Below are 17,547 nucleotides of genomic sequence, written 5' to 3' on the forward strand. Positions count from 1 at the left end.
TGCAATGTAGGGGGAATACAGTGATGGCTATTAAATGTTAAACGTGCCATAAAAATTTTGAAAATAAATTGATGGGAAATGATAAAAGACTTGAGCCTGAGGTGGTGGAGCGTAGCTAGGGTGATAAAAGGTAGTGCTACTTGGATGGGCACCATGATGCCAAAATGAAGGGGTAGCTTGACCTGGTGATTGGTATTGTTGCCAAATTGCTGGAAGTTCAATGCCGACATCGGAACTTGCTGTATGAACGGCGGGGGCATGTATTTCGGGTATCGAAGGAACCGCGACAGTTACTCTTGATGATAATACCCACATAAAATAATCACTCCTAAGTTGTGATAATAAATTAGTATATTCTTTTCACACGTATAAAGGTACATATATAGGACTTTCGTTTAAAACATGCGTACAAAGTCTTAAGACTAATGTAAGCTGATGGTGGACTATTTAATATGAAAAGATACGTCTATTTGCGGAGGGAAAAGAGATCAATAAAATGTACAATGAGGGTGTTAATCGTAATATTTTACGAGTGTATGGAGGTATTTTTATGGAACGATTATGGACGAAATCATTTATTCAAATGACTTTCGCAATGTTATTTTTATTTACAGGATTTTATTTACTTGTTCCAACGCTCCCGCTCTTTATTAAAGAGATAGGTGGCAATGAATCGCAAGTTGGACTCATGATGGGAATGTTTACAATAGCTGCTGTTGTAATACGACCGATTATTGGAGGAATGTTAGATCAATATGGTAGAAGATCCTTTATTATTTTCGGACTCATCTTTTTTGGATTAACGATGTATTCCTATAATATAGCATCGACTATTGTCCTTTTAGCTGTTTTACGTGTTATTCACGGAGTAACATGGGCTGTTTCTACAACAGCTGTTGGAACAGCAATAACGGATATTATTCCAGATTCACGCCGCGGTGAAGGTATGGGTTGGTACGGGATGGCGATGACAATTGCAATGGCGATCGGACCTATGATTGGATTATGGGTTGTGCAAAATTATTCATTTCATGGTCTGTTTTTATTAGCGACGTTGTTATCTTTTATGGCAGTCGTATTATCACTAATAACGAAGATGCCATTTACGCCACAAAAAGAAAAAGGGAAAATTCAGCTATTTGAGAAATCCGTATTAACAATCACGATTGTAGTATTCTTTTTATCGTTTGCATATGGAGGAATAACAACCTTTTTACCGTTATTTGCATCATCAATTCATGTAAACCCGGGAACTTTCTTTCTTGTATATGCAATTGCATTAACAATTGTAAGACCAATTTCAGGGAAACTATTAGATAAGTATGGAGAAGTATTCATCATACTCCCAGCATTATGTATTACTATTTTAGCTATAGTTGTTTTAACTATTTCAAATGGTTTGTTAGGTGTAATTATCGCAGCAACATTATACGGTATTGGATTTGGATCAGCGCAGCCAGCTTTGCAAGCGGCAATGCTTACAATTGTTGATCCGAGTAAAAGAGGAGTTGCAAATGCTTCATTTTTTACAGCGTTTGATTTAGGAATCGGGTTAGGTGCTATTTTACTTGGAGTTGTTTCACAAATGTTTGGTTATCGTATTTTATTTTCAGGGAGTTCAATTTCGGCATTAATAGCCTTAATTATTTTCGTCTTCTTTGTAAAACAACGATTAGGAAAAAAAGAGTTTGCGTAAACTGGAGGAATAAAGATGAAAATTTCAATTGATCGTAAAGCTCTGCAATGGTTCCAGGAAGAATTACGTATAAAGCACGGTGAATCTGTACGTTTTACTGTAAGGTACGGAGGGGATAGTTCAATTCAGCCCGGATATTCTTTAGGGGTTGTTGCTGAGAAACCAGAGGGGGAAATAGTGTCAGTTGAGAAGGAAGGTATTATATTTTTTGTAGATTCTGATGATCTTTGGTATTTTCAAAACTATGATTTATTTGTAAGTTATCATGAGGAGATGGAAGAAATTCAATTTAATTATGTAAAATAATAACTTTATTAAAAATGAATAAGTTTTATATAAAAATTATATTTAAGAGATAGTGAAATAAATATCATATAGTAACGAGCTGTATTTATGTACAGCTCGTTTTTTTTATTTCTCAAATAAAATTAGAATAATTGTATATTTGGCGGTGTTATATGAAAAATCTTTATATCTTGTTTTTGAAAATACGCAAAGAAGTCTATTCTTTCTTTATAAAATATAAGAATTATTTTCAAAAAATTGTATTGTTACAGTAAGAAAAGTGTAGGAAACTTATCATTATAAAATAAATTGAAATCTTCTAAAAACTCTGATACATTGAAATAGAAATGTAGTTTCACAATATTGTAAAGGCTTACAGTTATGTGCACGAAGATCTATTAGGATTGGAGGAAATAATGATGAAAGCTGAAGAAAAATTTTCCCCGGGATTAGATGGTATAGTGGCAGCGGAGACGAAAATCTCGTTTCTTGACACAGTAAAAGGTGAAATTGTAATTCAAGGGTATGACTTAATCGAACTCTCAAAAACAAAAGAGTATTTAGACATTGTGCACCTTTTATTGGAGGAACACCTACCGAATGAAGATGAAAAAGCAACACTTGAAAAGAAATTAAAAGAAGAATATGCAGTACCAGAAGGTGTATTCAACGTACTAAAGGCATTGCCTAAAGAGACGCATCCCATGGATGGATTACGTACAGGTGTGTCAGCGTTAGCTGGTTACGATAATGATATCGAAAACCGCTCGTTAGAAGTGAATAAAAGCCGAGGGTACAAGCTGTTAAGTAAAGTGCCAAACATTGTAGCGAATAGCTATCATATTTTAAATAATGAGGAGCCAATTGAACCTCTTAAAGAATTATCTTATAGTGCGAATTTCTTCTATATGTTAACTGGTAAAAAACCAACTGAACTTGAGGAAAAGATCTTTGATCGTTCCCTTGTTTTATATAGTGAGCATGAAATGCCAAACTCTACATTTACAGCTCGCGTTATTGCATCAACACAATCAGATTTATACGGTGCTTTAACAGGTGCAGTTGCATCTTTAAAAGGAAGTTTACATGGCGGTGCAAATGAAGCGGTTATGTACATGCTTTTAGAAGCTGGTAATGTTGAGAAATTTGAAGAGTTATTACAGAAGAAATTATATAACAAAGAAAAAATTATGGGCTTTGGACACCGTGTTTATATGAAGAAGATGGATCCAAGAGCACTTATGATGAAGGAAGCTTTAAAACAGTTATGTGATGTAAAAGGTGATTATACACTATATGAAATGTGTGAAGCTGGAGAAAAGATTATGGAAAAAGAAAAAGGAATTTATCCAAATCTTGATTATTATGCAGCTCCAGTATATTGGATGCTAGGTATTCCAATTCAACTTTACACACCTATCTTCTTTAGCTCTAGAACAGTGGGATTATGTGCGCACGTTATTGAGCAACATGCAAATAATCGTTTGTTCCGTCCGCGTGTAAATTATATTGGCGAGCGACATGTACTTAGTAAATAAGAACAACTGGGGAGTTGTTAGCACCGCCCGCCAGATGGGTGTTTGACCGACACCCATCATTAATAATAACGAATTTTCGACAGAAAGGGAAGGATAGCATGATTAAAACAAATGAAATTAAGCAAAAAGATGCATTATTAGAAGAGATTACGGATTATGTATTAAATAAAGAGGTTACTAGTGCAGAAGCATTCAGTACAGCTCGTTACGTATTACTTGATACACTTGGATGTGGAATTTTAGCATTACAATATCCAGAATGTACGAAATTACTAGGACCAGTTGTGCCAGGAACAGTCGTGCCAAATGGTACACGTGTACCAGGTACGTCTTATGTACTAGATCCAGTAAAAGGTGCATTTAATATCGGATGTATGATCCGTTGGTTAGACTATAACGATACTTGGCTTGCAGCAGAGTGGGGACATCCATCTGATAACCTAGGCGGAATTTTAGCCGTCGCAGATTATATTAGCCGTGTTCGTATTTCAGAAGGAAAAGAAGCTTTAAAAGTACGTGAAGTATTAGAAATGATGATTAAAGCACATGAAATTCAAGGCGTGCTTGCTTTAGAAAACAGCTTAAACAGAGTTGGTCTTGACCATGTATTATATGTAAAAGTAGCAACAACTGCAGTAGTTGCGAAAATGCTTGGCGGAACACGTGAAGAAATCTTTAATGCATTATCACATGCGTGGATTGATAATTCTAGTCTTCGTACATATCGTCATGCTCCAAATACAGGCTCACGTAAATCATGGGCTGCAGGTGACGCAACGAGCCGCGGTGTTCATCTTGCAATGACTGCTCTAAAAGGTGAAATGGGTTATCCAACAGCATTATCTGCGCCAGGATGGGGATTCCAAGATGTATTATTCAATAAACAAGAATTAAAATTAGCAAGACCACTAGAGTCATATGTAATGGAAAATGTATTATTTAAAGTGTCATATCCAGCAGAATTCCATGCACAAACAGCTGCAGAATGTGCAGTGAAGTTGCATCTGGAAATTAAAGAGAGATTGGATGAAATTGACCGCATTACAATTACAACTCATGAATCAGCAATTCGTATTATTGATAAAGAAGGTCCATTAAATAACCCAGCTGATCGTGATCATTGCTTACAATACATTACGGCAATTGGTTTATTAAAAGGAGATATCGTTGCAGACGATTATGAAGATGCAGTAGCAAACGATCCACGTGTAGACGAATTACGTAATAAGATGGTTGTTGTTGAAAACAAACAGTACAGTTTAGATTACCTTGACCCGAACAAGCGCTCAATCGCCAACGCTGTTCAAGTTCACTTTAAAGATGGCACAGTAACAGAAAATGTGGAATGTGAATATCCACTTGGTCACCGTTTCCGTAGAGACGAAGCAATTCCAAAAGTTGTTCAAAAATTCACTGCAAATATGGCAGGTCATTATTCTAGTAAGCAACAAGAACAAATTCATGAAGTTTGTTTAAATGAAGAAAAGCTAGAAAATATGAATGTAAATGAATTTGTAGATCTATTCTTAATTTAATAATAGGGGGGGAATTTAGAATGGCTTGGGTTGTGAAAAAGCAGTCAACACAAGAGGAGCTTGCGAATCGATTCCGAGCTTTAGTAGAAGCAAATGAAATTTTGCAAATTCCAGGTGCTCATGATGCAATGGCGGCTTTAGTTGCAAAAAATACAGGTTTTTCAGCTCTTTATTTATCAGGAGCTGCTTATACTGCAAGTAAAGGCTTACCAGATTTAGGTATCGTGACGTCTACTGAAGTGGCTGAGAGAGCAAGAGATTTAGTAAGAGCTACAGACTTACCTGTTCTTGTTGACATTGATACAGGATTTGGTGGTGTACTAAATGTAGCGAGAACAGCTGTAGAAATGGTGGAAGCGAAAGTAGCAGCTGTCCAAATTGAAGATCAGCAATTACCAAAAAAATGTGGACATTTAAATGGTAAGAAACTTGTTACTACAGAAGAATTGGTTCAAAAAATTAAAGCGATTAAAGAAGTTGCACCGAGCTTATACATTGTAGCACGTACTGATGCTCGCGGCGTTGAAGGATTAGATGAAGCAATTGAAAGAGCAAATGCATATGTAAAAGCAGGTGCAGATGCAATTTTCCCTGAAGCGCTTCAATCAGAGGAAGAATTCCGTCTATTTAATAGCAAGGTAAATGCACCTTTACTTGCGAATATGACTGAATTCGGAAAAACTCCATATTATAGTGCAGAGGAATTTGCGAATATGGGCTTCCAAATGGTTATTTATCCTGTAACTTCACTTCGCGTTGCAGCGAAAGCGTATGAAAATGTGTTTACTTTAATTAAAGAAACAGGTTCTCAAAAAGATGCACTTTCTAATATGCAAACGAGAAGTGAATTATACGAAACAATTTCGTATCATGACTTTGAAGAGTTAGATACTGGTATTGCAAAAACAGTATTATCAGAAGATCAATAGATAAAGCAGCGAAGGCGATGAAAATACATCTTTGGCAAAATAAAATGCTTGATGTGAAAAATCATCGCCTTCTATTTTCAAAAAAGATATTCCACTCATCGTAGACGAGCATAAGCAAAAAGCTATGAAAGCCGAATGATAGGGGGATACATATGGAGAAAACGAAGTTACCATGGGATGAATTTTTTTCACTCAATAAAGATATAAATCATACTTACTTTACACCAGAAGATTTTTCAGGTGATGAAGATTTAATCGCAAAAACGACAGAACAATTCGTTAAACAAGAAATTGTTCCACAAATGGAGAATATTGAACAACATAACTATAAAGTTTCTCGTCAATTATTTGAGAAAGCTGGGGAACTTGGGTTATTAGGCATTGAGGTACCAGAAGATTATGGCGGGTTCGAGTTAGGAAAGGCTGTCTCAGGTCTTGTAGCAGAGAAAATGGGTTACGCTGGTGCGTTTAGCGTTTCTTTTAATATACACGCTGGTGTCGGTACATTGCCTTACATATATTATGGAACGAAAGAACAGAAAGAAAAATATTTACCGAAAATCGCATCGGGAGAATGGATTGGTGCTTATGCTTTAACTGAGCCAAATGCTGGTTCGGATGCATTAAGTGCAAAAACAAGCGCCGTATTGAATGAAGAGGGAACAGCTTGGAAGTTAAATGGTGAGAAGCAATGGATTACAAATGCTCATATGGCAGATGTATACGTTGTTTTTGCGAAGACAAATAAAGGAATGACAGCGTTTATTGTCGAAAGAACATGTGAAGGTGTATCTATTGGATTAGAAGAAAAGAAAATGGGGATTAAAGGTTCTTCAACAGCGACTCTTATTTTAGAAGATGTTGTCATCCCTGCTGAAAATGTTTTAGGGGAAGTTGGGAAAGGGCATCACGTAGCCCTTAATATTCTTAACTTTGCTAGACTTAAACTTGCTTTTGGAAATATTGGAACAGCAAAACAAGCAATTGGTTTGTCGGTTCAATATGGAAAAGAGCGAAAACAGTTCCAAACGGAATTAGTAGACTTTACGATGATTCAAGAAAAAATTGCAAATATGATCATTGCTACATATGGAGCCGAAAGTGCAGCTTATCGTACGGCAGGTGTAATCGATGAAGCAATTCATGAGAGCGATGAAGATCTTATGAAGAAAATGTCCCAATTTGCAATTGAATGTGCACTGAATAAAGTAAATGCTTCTGAAACACTTGCTTATATCGTAGATGAAGCTGTACAAATTCATGGTGGTTACGGTTATATGCAAGAGTATGAGGTAGAACGATTATATCGTGATGCTAGAATTAGTCGTATTTTTGAAGGAACGAACGAAATTAATAGATTAACAGTTGCCAAAATGTTAATCAAGCAAATCGAACAATTAGAAGATACTGAAGTAGAAAGTGATGTAGCAAATGTAGAAAGAAACCATCGTTACATTTTATTAGCGAAAAAATTGTTGAAACAATCTTTGAAAACGCTCTCTAAAACTCCAGGCCTAAAAATTGACCAAGAACAAGAATATTCACGTGTAATTTCAAATATGTTGACGGACGTGTACGTCATGGAATCAGCGTTTTTACGTACGAGAAAAGCGGTAAGTAAAAATGGTGAGGAAAAAGAACGTACGAAGCAACTCATAACGGATGTTATTTGTGAAGAAGGATACCGTAAAGTAGAAGAAGCAGCGATTTCTGTACTTTCGGCGGCTGTCACAGAAGAACAAGATAGACATGTGATTTTAGCTGAAATCCGTCAATTATTAGTACCTTTATACACGAACGTATTTACGAAGAAGAGAGAAATTGCGAAAGCTATTATAAATCGCGGGAAATATATTGTGTAAATAGGAGGAAAGCGATATGAAAAAGATTGGTTTTATCGGTTTAGGTAACATGGGTCTTCCGATGTCAAAAAATCTAGCTAAATCAGGTTACACAGTATATGGCGTGGACTTAAATAAAGAGGCAGAAGCGTCCTTTGAAAAAGAAGGCGGAATTATCGGTCTATCAATCTCAAAACTAGCAGAAACATGTGATGTAGTTTTTACAAGTTTACCTTCACCTCGCGCTGTTGAAGCGGTATATTTTGGAGCAGAAGGATTATTTGAAAATGGTCACTCGAATGTAGTTTTCATTGATACAAGTACGGTATCGCCGCAGTTAAACAAACAATTAGAGGAAGCTGCAAAGGAAAAGAAAGTAAACTTTTTAGCAGCACCTGTGAGCGGCGGTGTAATTGGAGCCGAAAATCGTACATTAACGTTTATGGTTGGTGGATCAAAAGAGGTATATGAGAAAACGGAATCTATCATGGGCGTTCTAGGCGCGAACATTTTCCATGTTAGTGAGCAGATTGATAGTGGTACAACTGTTAAGTTAATTAATAACTTATTAATTGGTTTTTATACAGCTGGTGTAAGTGAGGCTTTAACATTAGCGAAAAAGAACAATATGGATTTAGATAAAATGTTTGATATTTTAAATGTAAGTTACGGCCAAAGCAGAATTTATGAACGTAATTTTAAAAGTTTTATAGCACCTGAAAACTACGAGCCAGGATTTACTGTGAACTTATTGAAGAAAGATTTAGGGTTTGCAGTTGACTTAGCTAAGGAAAGCGAACTCCATTTACCGGTAAGCGAAATGTTATTAAATGTATATGACGAAGCGAGTCAAGCTGGATATGGTGAAAACGATATGGCTGCTTTATATAAGAAAGTTAGCGAGCAATTAATTTCTAATCAAAAATAAATTATACAAAGGAGAGAATACAATGATTACAACTGAAATTAAACGAGTGAGAAATCACATTAACGGTGAGTGGGTTGAATCGACAGGTACGGAAGTAGAAGCAGTTCCAAATCCAGCGACTGGAAAAATTATCGCTTACGTTCCACTATCTCCAAAAGAGGATGTTGAAAAAGCTGTTGAAGCGGCAAAAGCAGCATTCGAAACATGGTCTAAAGTACCAGTTCCGAATCGTTCAAGAAATTTATATAAATATTTACAGCTATTACAAGAAAACAAAGATGAGCTTGCAAAAATCATTACGCTAGAAAATGGTAAGACGCTAACGGATGCAACAGGTGAAGTACAGCGTGGTATTGAAGCGGTAGAACTTGCAACATCGGCACCTAATTTAATGATGGGACAAGCGCTTCCGAATATTGCTAGCGGAATTGATGGATCAATTTGGCGCTACCCAATCGGAGTTGTTGCTGGTATTACACCGTTCAACTTCCCAATGATGATTCCATTATGGATGTTCCCACTTGCAATTGCTTGCGGTAATACATTCGTATTAAAAACATCGGAAAGAACGCCACTTTTAGCGGAGCGACTTGTAGAATTATTCTATGAAGCAGGTTTCCCAAAAGGCGTATTAAATTTAGTACAAGGCGGAAAAGATGTTGTAAATAGCATTTTAGAAAATAAAGATATTCAAGCTGTTTCGTTCGTTGGCTCTGAGCCGGTAGCTCGTTACGTATATGAAACAGGTACAAAACACGGAAAACGTGTACAAGCGTTAGCAGGTGCGAAAAACCATGCGATTGTAATGCCAGATTGCAATCTTGAGAAAACAGTACAAGGTGTAATTGGATCTGCATTTGCAAGTAGTGGAGAGCGCTGTATGGCATGCTCAGTAGTAGCAGTAGTGGATGAAATTGCTGATGAATTCATTGATGTATTAGTAGCAGAAACGAAAAAATTAAAAGTAGGCGATGGCTTTAACGAAGATAACTATGTTGGACCATTAATCCGTGAATCTCATAAAGAGCGCGTTTTAGGCTATATTAATAGCGGTGTAGCAGATGGGGCAACTTTATTAGTAGATGGCCGTAAAATTAATGAAGAAGTTGGAGAAGGTTACTTTGTAGGTGCGACAATCTTTGATGGCGTGAATCAAGAAATGAAAATTTGGCAAGATGAAATTTTTGCTCCAGTATTAAGCATTGTACGTGTTAAAGATTTAGAAGAAGGTATTAAACTAACAAATCAATCTAAATTTGCAAACGGTGCGGTTATTTATACGTCAAATGGTAAACATGCACAAACATTCCGTGATAACATCGATGCTGGTATGATCGGTGTAAATGTAAACGTTCCAGCACCAATGGCATTCTTCGCATTTGCAGGAAATAAAGCTTCATTCTTTGGTGATTTAGGTACAAATGGTACAGATGGCGTTCAATTCTATACACGTAAAAAAGTTGTAACTGAGCGCTGGTTTTAATATAGAGTAAACAGCCAAATCAGCTATTAAATGAAAACCACCACCACTATTAATAGTGGTGGTGGTTTTCATCTTGTTAATTATTTTTTTCAAAAGCTAGTTTAATACCAAATCCAATTAGGAAGACTCCTGTTAGTCCTTGAATATAACGTTGCGTCTTTGGTTTTTTCATAAAAGCACTAATTTTATCAATTAAAAATATATAAAATGCAAACCAAATGACTGTTAAAACGAGGTAAGTAAGGCCCATTAAAAGAAGTTGAATAAATGTATTATGATTTGGATTTAAAAATTGCGGTAAAAAAGTTAAAAAGAAGACTGCAACTTTAGGATTTAATAAATTTGTAAGAAATCCTTGGCGAAAGCAAGAAGTATGTTCGTTTTCATTATTCAAAGATAGATCATTTGTATCTAAGTTTTCTTTGTTTCTTACTGCTAAAAGGGCTTTAATACCGATATATATTAAATAGAGAGCCCCAACGTACTTGAAAATAGAAAATAAAAGAGCTGACTTTACAATAAGTGCAGAAAGACCAATTACAGCAGCTAAAGTATGAATTAATAGTGCAATACATGTACCAAACACTGTTTTCACTCCACCGATTTTACCAGCAACCAATGTGTTTTTCGTAGCCATTGCTGTATCTGGACCAGGTAAAATGATAAGGCAAATAGACATAATGATGAAAAGAAGATAATTTTCTATCATAGCCGCCCCTCCTTTTTATTTTTAGAATATTTGATTAAAATCAGTGTAGCACAAAAATGGATTTAATAAAATTAAATTTTATTAAAAATTATTAAATAAAAAAGGCTATATAGTAGCTGTAATTACACTACTATATAGCCTCGATTTTATCCAGCTATTTGCGAGTAGTAAGATTTCCACCGCACAAGATTTAGCTGAAGCAAAGAAGTTAGGTGGGGGATGAACAAAACACCCACTCATTACAGTTTCATTTTATGCATTAAGTAAATTAAAGAAACGATTCACATCTTCTTCTGAAACGTCACTTAACTGTTTATATTTATAATTCGGATTTTGATCTTTATCAACGACAACGGAGCGTACTCCTTCGAAGAAATCTTCATGTCTCATGAAGTTTTTAGCAAGTATAAGGTCCGTAGCGAAACATTCTTCAACGGATTTATCTTGTCCATCAATAAAATGTTTTAATGTTACTTTTAGTGAAATAGGTGATTTTGATAACAGTGTTTCTTTCGTTTTTAGAGCAAAGGAGCTTTCATCTTTCTCCAATGAATGGATGATTTCTTCAATTGTATCGTAAGCAAAATGTGAATTAATTACTTCTAATGAAGGAGTCAGCTTGCTTTCTAAGTTTGGAGCAGTTGCGAATGTACGAATAACTTCTTTTAAATTAGTATGTACATCAACTTCTTTATGCCAATTTACACTTTCAAGTTCAGTAAGAAACTCTGGTAATGAATCAGATGTCATAAAGTAATCAGCAGCATTAATAAATAATACGTCAGAAGCTTTTAAAATAGATGCTGTTAAAGCAACGAAGCGTCCTGTATATCCAGGTGCTTTATTTAAGAAATATGCAGCTCCGACGTCTGGGAAGAAGCCGATATTCATCTCTGGCATTGCCCATTTCGTACGTTCAGTTACAATGCGATACTTCGCACCATTTGTAAGACCGACACCACCGCCCATTACAATTCCATCTAAACAAGCAATAATCGGTTTTGTATATTGATAAATATATGTATCAATTTCATACTCTTCTTCAAAAAAACGTTCTGCATGTTGCAATGCCACTTCATTGGAACGCGCTTCATAAAGAGTTTTAATGTCGCCACCTGCACAAAAACCTTTTGTGCCAGCTCCTTTTAACACGATAAGTGCAATACGCTCATCGTGTTCCCACTCTTTAAGTTTTTGTCCGATAGGTTGTAACATGTCATAAGATAAAGAATTAAGTGCTTTTGGACGGTTTAAAGTAATTGTTGCAACGCCGTTTTCACTAACAGAAAATAAAACGTGTTCAGTCATAATGCATCCTCCCTTACATATCTTCTTATTCTTAATTCTTGATATGTACTGAAATGTCCTTTATAAATTTTGTCAAAAGTTGACGGTAAATATTAATTTGGTCACCGCATATTTTGACGAGTTATCTTTGCAGGATTTCAGAGACTGAGGGGGAATATTACAACATTACTGTAAGTGTAATTATTTGAAGTTATAATGATAAAAGCGCTATTATATAGGTGTGAATTGTTCATTATCAATTCTAAAAAGAGTGTTTGAAGAAAAAATGAATCGTACAATTGTAATAAAAAATTTTACACTGAATTAGAAATAGAGAAAGGAGAAATCGGAATGCCAGGACCTTTACTATTGTCGGTTATTATTTTGTCTTCTTTAATGATAGGGATAACGCAGTATTTTCATCATACAGATACGACAGAAGAAGTGAAGGATAAAGTACGTCTCGTATTTCCGATTTTTATAATATCTATTTCATTCTGTATTTTATTAAATAAAGATGGGTACATTGTCGCAGTGTTCTCATTTTTCGTCGCAATCGTTTTAATTACCGTTTTATATTATGTAATGAAAGACTTTATACAAAAATAAAGATGTCACAATAGGCATTTTTATTTTGGAGAAAATATAAAATTTCACATACCGTATTTTATATAAAATACATAAAACATATAACAATAGAAAAGTGTGTACTTTGCTGTGTATGTACTTGTCAATCTTGCATAGCCACTATACTATTAAAATGTAGAGATTATAAAAAGGGGTTGTATCTATCATGAAATTTGAGATGCACACAAAAATTATTTCAAATGAAAAAGAAGTAAGATTACATATTGAAGAAAATATATTTCAATTAATATTGGATGGTTATCACTTATTTACAATTCAAGAAATATTGCCTTTATATAAATCAAATGAAGAAAGAATTGGAAGTGCAACGATATTGAAGCTAGAGTGGGAGAACGGAAAAACTACAATAAACTATCAACTCGTTTCACTAAAATCAGTAAATTAAAAGGAGTAGAAAAATATGAAGTTATTTCATACAGCGGATTGGCATTTAGGTAAGCTTGTTCATGGCGTGTATATGACTGAAGACCAAAAGATTGTATTAGATCAGTTTGTACAGGCTGTTGAAGAAGAAAAACCAGATGCTGTAATTATTGCAGGGGATTTATATGACCGAGCAATTCCACCTACAGAAGCAGTAGACTTATTAAATGATGTGCTGCAAAAAATAGTTATTGATTTACAAACACCAGTTATTGCAGTAGCTGGTAATCATGATAGTCCGGATCGTATCCATTTTGGGAGTAGTTTAATGAAAAAACAGGGATTACATATTGCAGGCCAATTTCAATTCCCGTATGAACCTGTTGTACTAAATGATGAATATGGAGAGGTTCACTTCCATCTAATACCGTATGCAGACCCAAGCATAGTTAGACACGTGTTGAAAAATGAAGATGTACGTTCTCATGATGATGCGATGCGCATTTTTATGAATGAGCTCTCTGAAACAATGGATAAAGAAGCTAGACATGTATTTGTTGGACATGCATTTGTAACTTCTTCAGGAGAAGCGGAGGAGAATACAAGTGATGCAGAACGACCACTTTCAATTGGTGGTGCTGAATATGTAAATAGTCATTATTTTGATAAGTTTCATTACACAGCGCTTGGACATTTACATCAAGCGCATTTCGTACGTAATGAGACCATTAGATATTCAGGTTCACCACTTGCCTATTCAATTTCTGAAGAGAAACATAAAAAAGGTTATTACATTGTAGAACTGAATGAAACTGGTGAAGTAGCAATTGAAAAAAGGTTACTTTCACCACGTCGTAAAATGCGAACAGTAGAAGCGAAAATAGATGAATTATTACAGCACCCAGTAAGTGAAGATTACGTATTTGTAAAATTATTAGATGAAAACCCTGTCTTACAGCCAATGGAGAAAATACGATCTGTATATCCAAATGCAATGCACGTTGAAAGAGCGATGCAAAGGCGAGAACTCACAGATACAAATGAAGTAACGGTTTCAAGACATAAAACGGATGATTTATCTCTTTTAAAGGCTTTCTATAAAGAAATGAAAGGGTTAGATTTATCAGAAGAGAAAGAACGCCTATTTATAGATGTATTACAAACAGTGCAAGAACGGGAAGGTGAACGAGGATGAGACCGATTCAGCTTATTATGACAGCATTCGGGCCATATAAACAGAAAGAAGTAATCGATTTTGAAGATCTTGGAGAACATCGTATTTTCGCTATTTCTGGGAATACGGGAGCTGGAAAAACAACGATTTTTGATGCGATTTGTTATGTGTTATATGGTGAGGCTAGTGGAGAAGAACGTAGTGATACGAGCATGCTTCGAAGTCAATTTGCTGATGATGATGTTTATACAAGTGTAGAACTAACCTTTCAATTAAAAGGGAAACGCTATGAAATAAAAAGACAACTTGGACATAAAAAACAAGGGAATAAGACCATTACAGGACATGCAGTAGAATTATATGAAGTTATTGATGGAGAAAACGTTCCAGCCGTCGATCGTTTTCATGTAACAGACGTAAACAAAAAAGTGGAAGATTTAATTGGGTTAAGTAAACATCAATTTAGTCAAATTGTTATGTTACCACAAGGTGAATTCCGAAAACTATTAACATCTGAGACGGAAAACAAAGAAGAGATTTTACGTCGTATTTTTAAAACGGATCGTTATAAATTAATGCGTGAGTTACTTGATCAAAAGAGAAAACAATGGAAAGATGTTTTACAAGAAAAACAAAAAGAGAGAGAGCTCTATTTCCGTAATGTTTTTAAATTACCAATCCGTGATGGAGCATTATTAGAGACATTAGCGGCACAAGAACATGTAAATACGCATCAAGTAGTAGAAGCGTTAGAACAAGAAACAACAGTGTATAAGGCAGAGGTTGAGCAATTACAAGTAGAACAAGATGTTCAAACGAAGCAATTAAAGGATGCAGAAACACGTTTTCATGCAGCAAAATCTGTAAATGAGAAATTTATAGATTTACAACAAAAGAATGAGAAATATAACACTTTACAAGAGAACCGTGCAGCAATTGAAAGGAAAGAAAAATCCTTTAAACGTGCGGAACAAGCAAAGCGCTTATTACCATTTGAACAATGGTATGAAGAAGCGATGCAAAATGAGCAGAAAGCTGAAAGTTTGTTAAAACAGATAATCGTCAAACAAGAACAGATAATGAACAGCTTTGAACTTGCTCAGGAGAAGTATGAAGTAGTAAAGAATAAAGAAGCTGAACGAGAAGAGGCTAAAAAACTTGTTCAAAGATTAGAAGAGTTACAAGCAATCATTGAATCATTAGCTGAGAGAAAGCTGAATTTACAAAATGCCGAAATTCAAATAGGGAAATTAAAAGAAAGTATGCAAAAGTTGGATCAACAACTAGAAGAGCATACAAGCCAAAAACAGAGAATGTCTGATGAATTGCAGCAATTAGAACAAGCACTTGAGCAATATGTAGCTAAAGTAGAAGAACTAACGAATATGCGAGAAGATGCAAAAGTTTTAAAGCAAGCATATGATGTTTGGCAAGAAAAACAAAAATTCGAGCAAGAAAAAGAAGTGGCAAATAATAAAATGCACGTGGTAGTTCGTGCATATGAAAACATGGAGCGCCGTTGGTTAAGTGAACAAGCTGGTATATTAGCTCTTCATTTACATGACGGTGCATCTTGTCCGGTATGTGGTAGTACGAATCATCCGCAAAAAGCTACAGAGCAAAGTAATGCGATCGATGAAAAAGAGTTAAACGATTTAAGAGATAAGAAGAACATTGCTGAAAAATTACATGTGCAAGTAGAGGAGAAATGGAATTTTTATCGACTACAATATGAACAAGTGATAGAAGAAGTTGTGAAGCGTGGCTATAACTCCGAAAAATTAGTTGAAACATATAGTGTACTTGTTCAAAAAGGAAAACAATTAGCAGCAGACGTTAATACGTTAAAAGCAAGTGAAGAAACACGTAAGCAGATTGCTGCGAACATGAAAAGCGTAGAAGAAAGAATAGAAGAACTTCAGAAACAAAAACGGGAAGTAGAAATAATGCAGCACCGTACAGAAATGGAGTGCATGCAACTTCGTACGTCATATGAACATGATAAACGAAATATTCCAGAAAACTTGCAAACAGTACAAGCTTGGAAAGCACAGTTTGACCAAGCTATGCACGAACTTAGGTTAATGGAGGACGAATGGAAGAAAGTGCAGGAAGCGTATCAACATTGGCAAAATGAAAATATACGTATTCAAGCAGAACAGAAAGGTGCTTCTAATCAATTTGAAAGTGCAAAATTGAAGAAAGAAGAGACTTTCGCACGCTTTATGAAAGAGCTAGAACAAAGCGGATTTACAGATCAATTCACGTATAAAGAAGCCAAATTAAGCGATGCCGAGATGGAGATGTTACAGAAAGAAATTCAAGGTTATTATTCATCTCTTGAAGTGCTTGCAAAACAAATTGAAGAGCTAAACTCAGAATTAAAAGATAAAGAGTATATGGAAATTACATCTTTAGGTGAACACATAAAAGAACTAGAAATTAATCTCGATATAATTAAAGAAAAACGTCAACGTGCGCAAAATGCGGTAACATATATTTCTGATTTACATGAAAACATTAGAAGTATTGACGAACAAATTCACGAGGAAGAAAAAGCCTTCCAAGAACTTGTTGACTTATATGAAGTAATGAAAGGTGATAACGAGAGCCGTATATCATTTGAACGTTACATTTTAATTGAGTATTTAGAACAAATCGTTCAAATCGCAAACGAACGACTACGTAAATTATCAAATGGACAATTTTATTTAAAACGAAGTGAACGAGTTGAAAAAAGAAACCGTCAAAGTGGATTAGGCTTAGATGTATACGATGCATACACTGGCCAAACACGCGATGTAAAAACACTTTCCGGCGGAGAGAAATTTAACGCATCACTTTGCCTAGCGCTAGGGATGGCAGATGTCATTCAAGCATATGAAGGTGGTATTTCCATCGAAACGATGTTCATCGATGAAGGGTTCGGTTCATTAGATGAAGAATCATTAACGAAAGCAGTAGATGCTTTAATTGACTTACAAAAATCAGGCCGATTTATCGGTGTCATTTCACACGTACAAGAATTGAAAAACGCAATGCCAGCTGTATTAGAAGTAACGAAGCAGAAGGATGGGTGTAGTCAGACTAGGTTTGTGGTGAAGTAAGCTTAGAAAATGGAGTAGGGAATC

15 protein-coding genes are annotated in these 17,547 nt (G+C 35.4%); 12 read left to right on the plus strand and 3 right to left on the minus strand.

Translation table 11 applies throughout. From position 1 onward, the window contains the following. Positions 1-30 precede the first annotated feature (30 nt). A complete protein-coding gene (locus QCI81_RS25330) occupies positions 31-315 on the minus strand; it encodes a hypothetical protein (RefSeq protein WP_063547175.1) in 285 nt (94 codons plus the stop codon). 235 nt (positions 316-550) lie between these two features. Between QCI81_RS25330 and QCI81_RS25335 the strand changes: the two genes are divergently transcribed. The 8 genes from QCI81_RS25335 to QCI81_RS25370 all read left to right on the plus strand — a co-directional run bounded on the left by QCI81_RS25335 (position 551) and on the right by QCI81_RS25370 (position 10,235). Continuing rightward, a complete protein-coding gene (locus QCI81_RS25335) occupies positions 551-1,696 on the plus strand; it encodes an MFS transporter (RefSeq protein ID WP_071730212.1) in 1,146 nt (381 codons plus the stop codon). A gap of 15 nt (positions 1,697-1,711) precedes the next feature. Then, entirely contained in the window at positions 1,712-2,002 is a 291-nt protein-coding gene (locus tag QCI81_RS25340; protein WP_000703228.1) for a HesB/YadR/YfhF family protein, read from the plus strand. A gap of 395 nt (positions 2,003-2,397) precedes the next feature. Next, the gene (gene mmgD / locus QCI81_RS25345; RefSeq protein ID WP_001987369.1) at positions 2,398-3,519 is read left to right on the plus strand and encodes a citrate synthase; all 1,122 of its coding nucleotides are present in this window, start codon (positions 2,398-2,400) and stop codon (positions 3,517-3,519) included. 98 nt (positions 3,520-3,617) lie between these two features. Beyond that, on the plus strand, positions 3,618-5,054 hold the full coding sequence (gene prpD / locus QCI81_RS25350) for a 2-methylcitrate dehydratase (RefSeq protein WP_071730129.1): 1,437 nt from the start codon (positions 3,618-3,620) through the stop codon (positions 5,052-5,054). 20 nt (positions 5,055-5,074) lie between these two features. Then, entirely contained in the window at positions 5,075-5,983 is a 909-nt protein-coding gene (gene prpB, locus QCI81_RS25355; protein WP_000312640.1) for a methylisocitrate lyase, read from the plus strand. Positions 5,984-6,135: 152 nt separating this feature from the next. After that, a complete protein-coding gene (locus QCI81_RS25360) occupies positions 6,136-7,845 on the plus strand; it encodes an acyl-CoA dehydrogenase family protein (RefSeq protein ID WP_071730131.1) in 1,710 nt (569 codons plus the stop codon). 16 nt (positions 7,846-7,861) lie between these two features. Beyond that, positions 7,862-8,752 (plus strand): NAD(P)-dependent oxidoreductase, encoded by an 891-nt coding sequence (locus QCI81_RS25365; RefSeq protein ID WP_000719400.1) that lies wholly within the window; start codon positions 7,862-7,864, stop codon positions 8,750-8,752. 22 nt (positions 8,753-8,774) lie between these two features. After that, a complete protein-coding gene (locus QCI81_RS25370; protein ID WP_000633369.1) occupies positions 8,775-10,235 on the plus strand; it encodes a CoA-acylating methylmalonate-semialdehyde dehydrogenase in 1,461 nt (486 codons plus the stop codon). A gap of 76 nt (positions 10,236-10,311) precedes the next feature. Here QCI81_RS25370 and QCI81_RS25375 read toward each other — a convergent pair whose 3' ends face one another. Further along, on the minus strand, positions 10,312-10,944 hold the full coding sequence (locus tag QCI81_RS25375) for a LysE family translocator (protein ID WP_071730133.1): 633 nt from the start codon (positions 10,942-10,944) through the stop codon (positions 10,312-10,314). Positions 10,945-11,196: 252 nt separating this feature from the next. Then, on the minus strand, positions 11,197-12,252 hold the full coding sequence (locus QCI81_RS25380; protein ID WP_353810911.1) for an enoyl-CoA hydratase/isomerase family protein: 1,056 nt from the start codon (positions 12,250-12,252) through the stop codon (positions 11,197-11,199). A gap of 330 nt (positions 12,253-12,582) precedes the next feature. Here QCI81_RS25380 and QCI81_RS25385 point away from each other — a divergent pair, with 330 nt between their 5' ends. The 4 genes from QCI81_RS25385 (at position 12,583) to QCI81_RS25400 (ending at position 17,523) form a co-directional block, all read left to right on the plus strand. Then, positions 12,583-12,840 carry a hypothetical protein gene (locus QCI81_RS25385; protein ID WP_001119409.1) on the plus strand — a complete coding sequence of 86 codons (258 nt, stop codon included), beginning with the start codon at positions 12,583-12,585 and terminating at the stop codon, positions 12,838-12,840. A 184-nt stretch (positions 12,841-13,024) separates the two neighbouring features. Continuing rightward, positions 13,025-13,264 carry a DUF2584 family protein gene (locus QCI81_RS25390; protein ID WP_000667344.1) on the plus strand — a complete coding sequence of 80 codons (240 nt, stop codon included), beginning with the start codon at positions 13,025-13,027 and terminating at the stop codon, positions 13,262-13,264. Between the two features lie 15 nt (positions 13,265-13,279). Further along, a complete protein-coding gene (locus QCI81_RS25395) occupies positions 13,280-14,437 on the plus strand; it encodes an exonuclease SbcCD subunit D (RefSeq protein WP_000765150.1) in 1,158 nt (385 codons plus the stop codon). After that, complete coding sequence (locus QCI81_RS25400; protein ID WP_071730137.1) at positions 14,434-17,523, plus strand: AAA family ATPase; 3,090 nt, start codon at positions 14,434-14,436, stop codon at positions 17,521-17,523. Before QCI81_RS25395 ends, QCI81_RS25400 begins: the two co-directional genes overlap by 4 nt. The last annotated feature ends 24 nt before the right edge of the window (positions 17,524-17,547 follow it).

The sequence above is a fragment of the Bacillus cereus group sp. MG20 genome, from assembly GCF_040459885.1.
Taxonomy (GTDB): domain Bacteria; phylum Bacillota; class Bacilli; order Bacillales; family Bacillaceae_G; genus Bacillus_A; species Bacillus_A cereus.

Excerpts from the sequence above, each read along its gene's own strand:
- QCI81_RS25330 (WP_063547175.1), bottom strand. The coding sequence starts at position 315 with ATGTGGGTATTATCATCAAGAGTAACTGTCGCGGTTCCTTCGATACCC.
- QCI81_RS25335 (WP_071730212.1), top strand. The coding sequence starts at position 551 with ATGGAACGATTATGGACGAAATCATTTATTCAAATGACTTTCGCAATG.
- QCI81_RS25340 (WP_000703228.1), top strand. The coding sequence starts at position 1,712 with ATGAAAATTTCAATTGATCGTAAAGCTCTGCAATGGTTCCAGGAAGAA.
- mmgD (WP_001987369.1), top strand. The coding sequence starts at position 2,398 with ATGATGAAAGCTGAAGAAAAATTTTCCCCGGGATTAGATGGTATAGTG.
- prpD (WP_071730129.1), top strand. The coding sequence starts at position 3,618 with ATGATTAAAACAAATGAAATTAAGCAAAAAGATGCATTATTAGAAGAG.
- prpB (WP_000312640.1), top strand. The coding sequence starts at position 5,075 with ATGGCTTGGGTTGTGAAAAAGCAGTCAACACAAGAGGAGCTTGCGAAT.
- QCI81_RS25360 (WP_071730131.1), top strand. The coding sequence starts at position 6,136 with ATGGAGAAAACGAAGTTACCATGGGATGAATTTTTTTCACTCAATAAA.
- QCI81_RS25365 (WP_000719400.1), top strand. The coding sequence starts at position 7,862 with ATGAAAAAGATTGGTTTTATCGGTTTAGGTAACATGGGTCTTCCGATG.
- QCI81_RS25370 (WP_000633369.1), top strand. The coding sequence starts at position 8,775 with ATGATTACAACTGAAATTAAACGAGTGAGAAATCACATTAACGGTGAG.
- QCI81_RS25375 (WP_071730133.1), bottom strand. The coding sequence starts at position 10,944 with ATGATAGAAAATTATCTTCTTTTCATCATTATGTCTATTTGCCTTATC.
- QCI81_RS25380 (WP_353810911.1), bottom strand. The coding sequence starts at position 12,252 with ATGACTGAACACGTTTTATTTTCTGTTAGTGAAAACGGCGTTGCAACA.
- QCI81_RS25385 (WP_001119409.1), top strand. The coding sequence starts at position 12,583 with ATGCCAGGACCTTTACTATTGTCGGTTATTATTTTGTCTTCTTTAATG.
- QCI81_RS25390 (WP_000667344.1), top strand. The coding sequence starts at position 13,025 with ATGAAATTTGAGATGCACACAAAAATTATTTCAAATGAAAAAGAAGTA.
- QCI81_RS25395 (WP_000765150.1), top strand. The coding sequence starts at position 13,280 with ATGAAGTTATTTCATACAGCGGATTGGCATTTAGGTAAGCTTGTTCAT.
- QCI81_RS25400 (WP_071730137.1), top strand. The coding sequence starts at position 14,434 with ATGAGACCGATTCAGCTTATTATGACAGCATTCGGGCCATATAAACAG.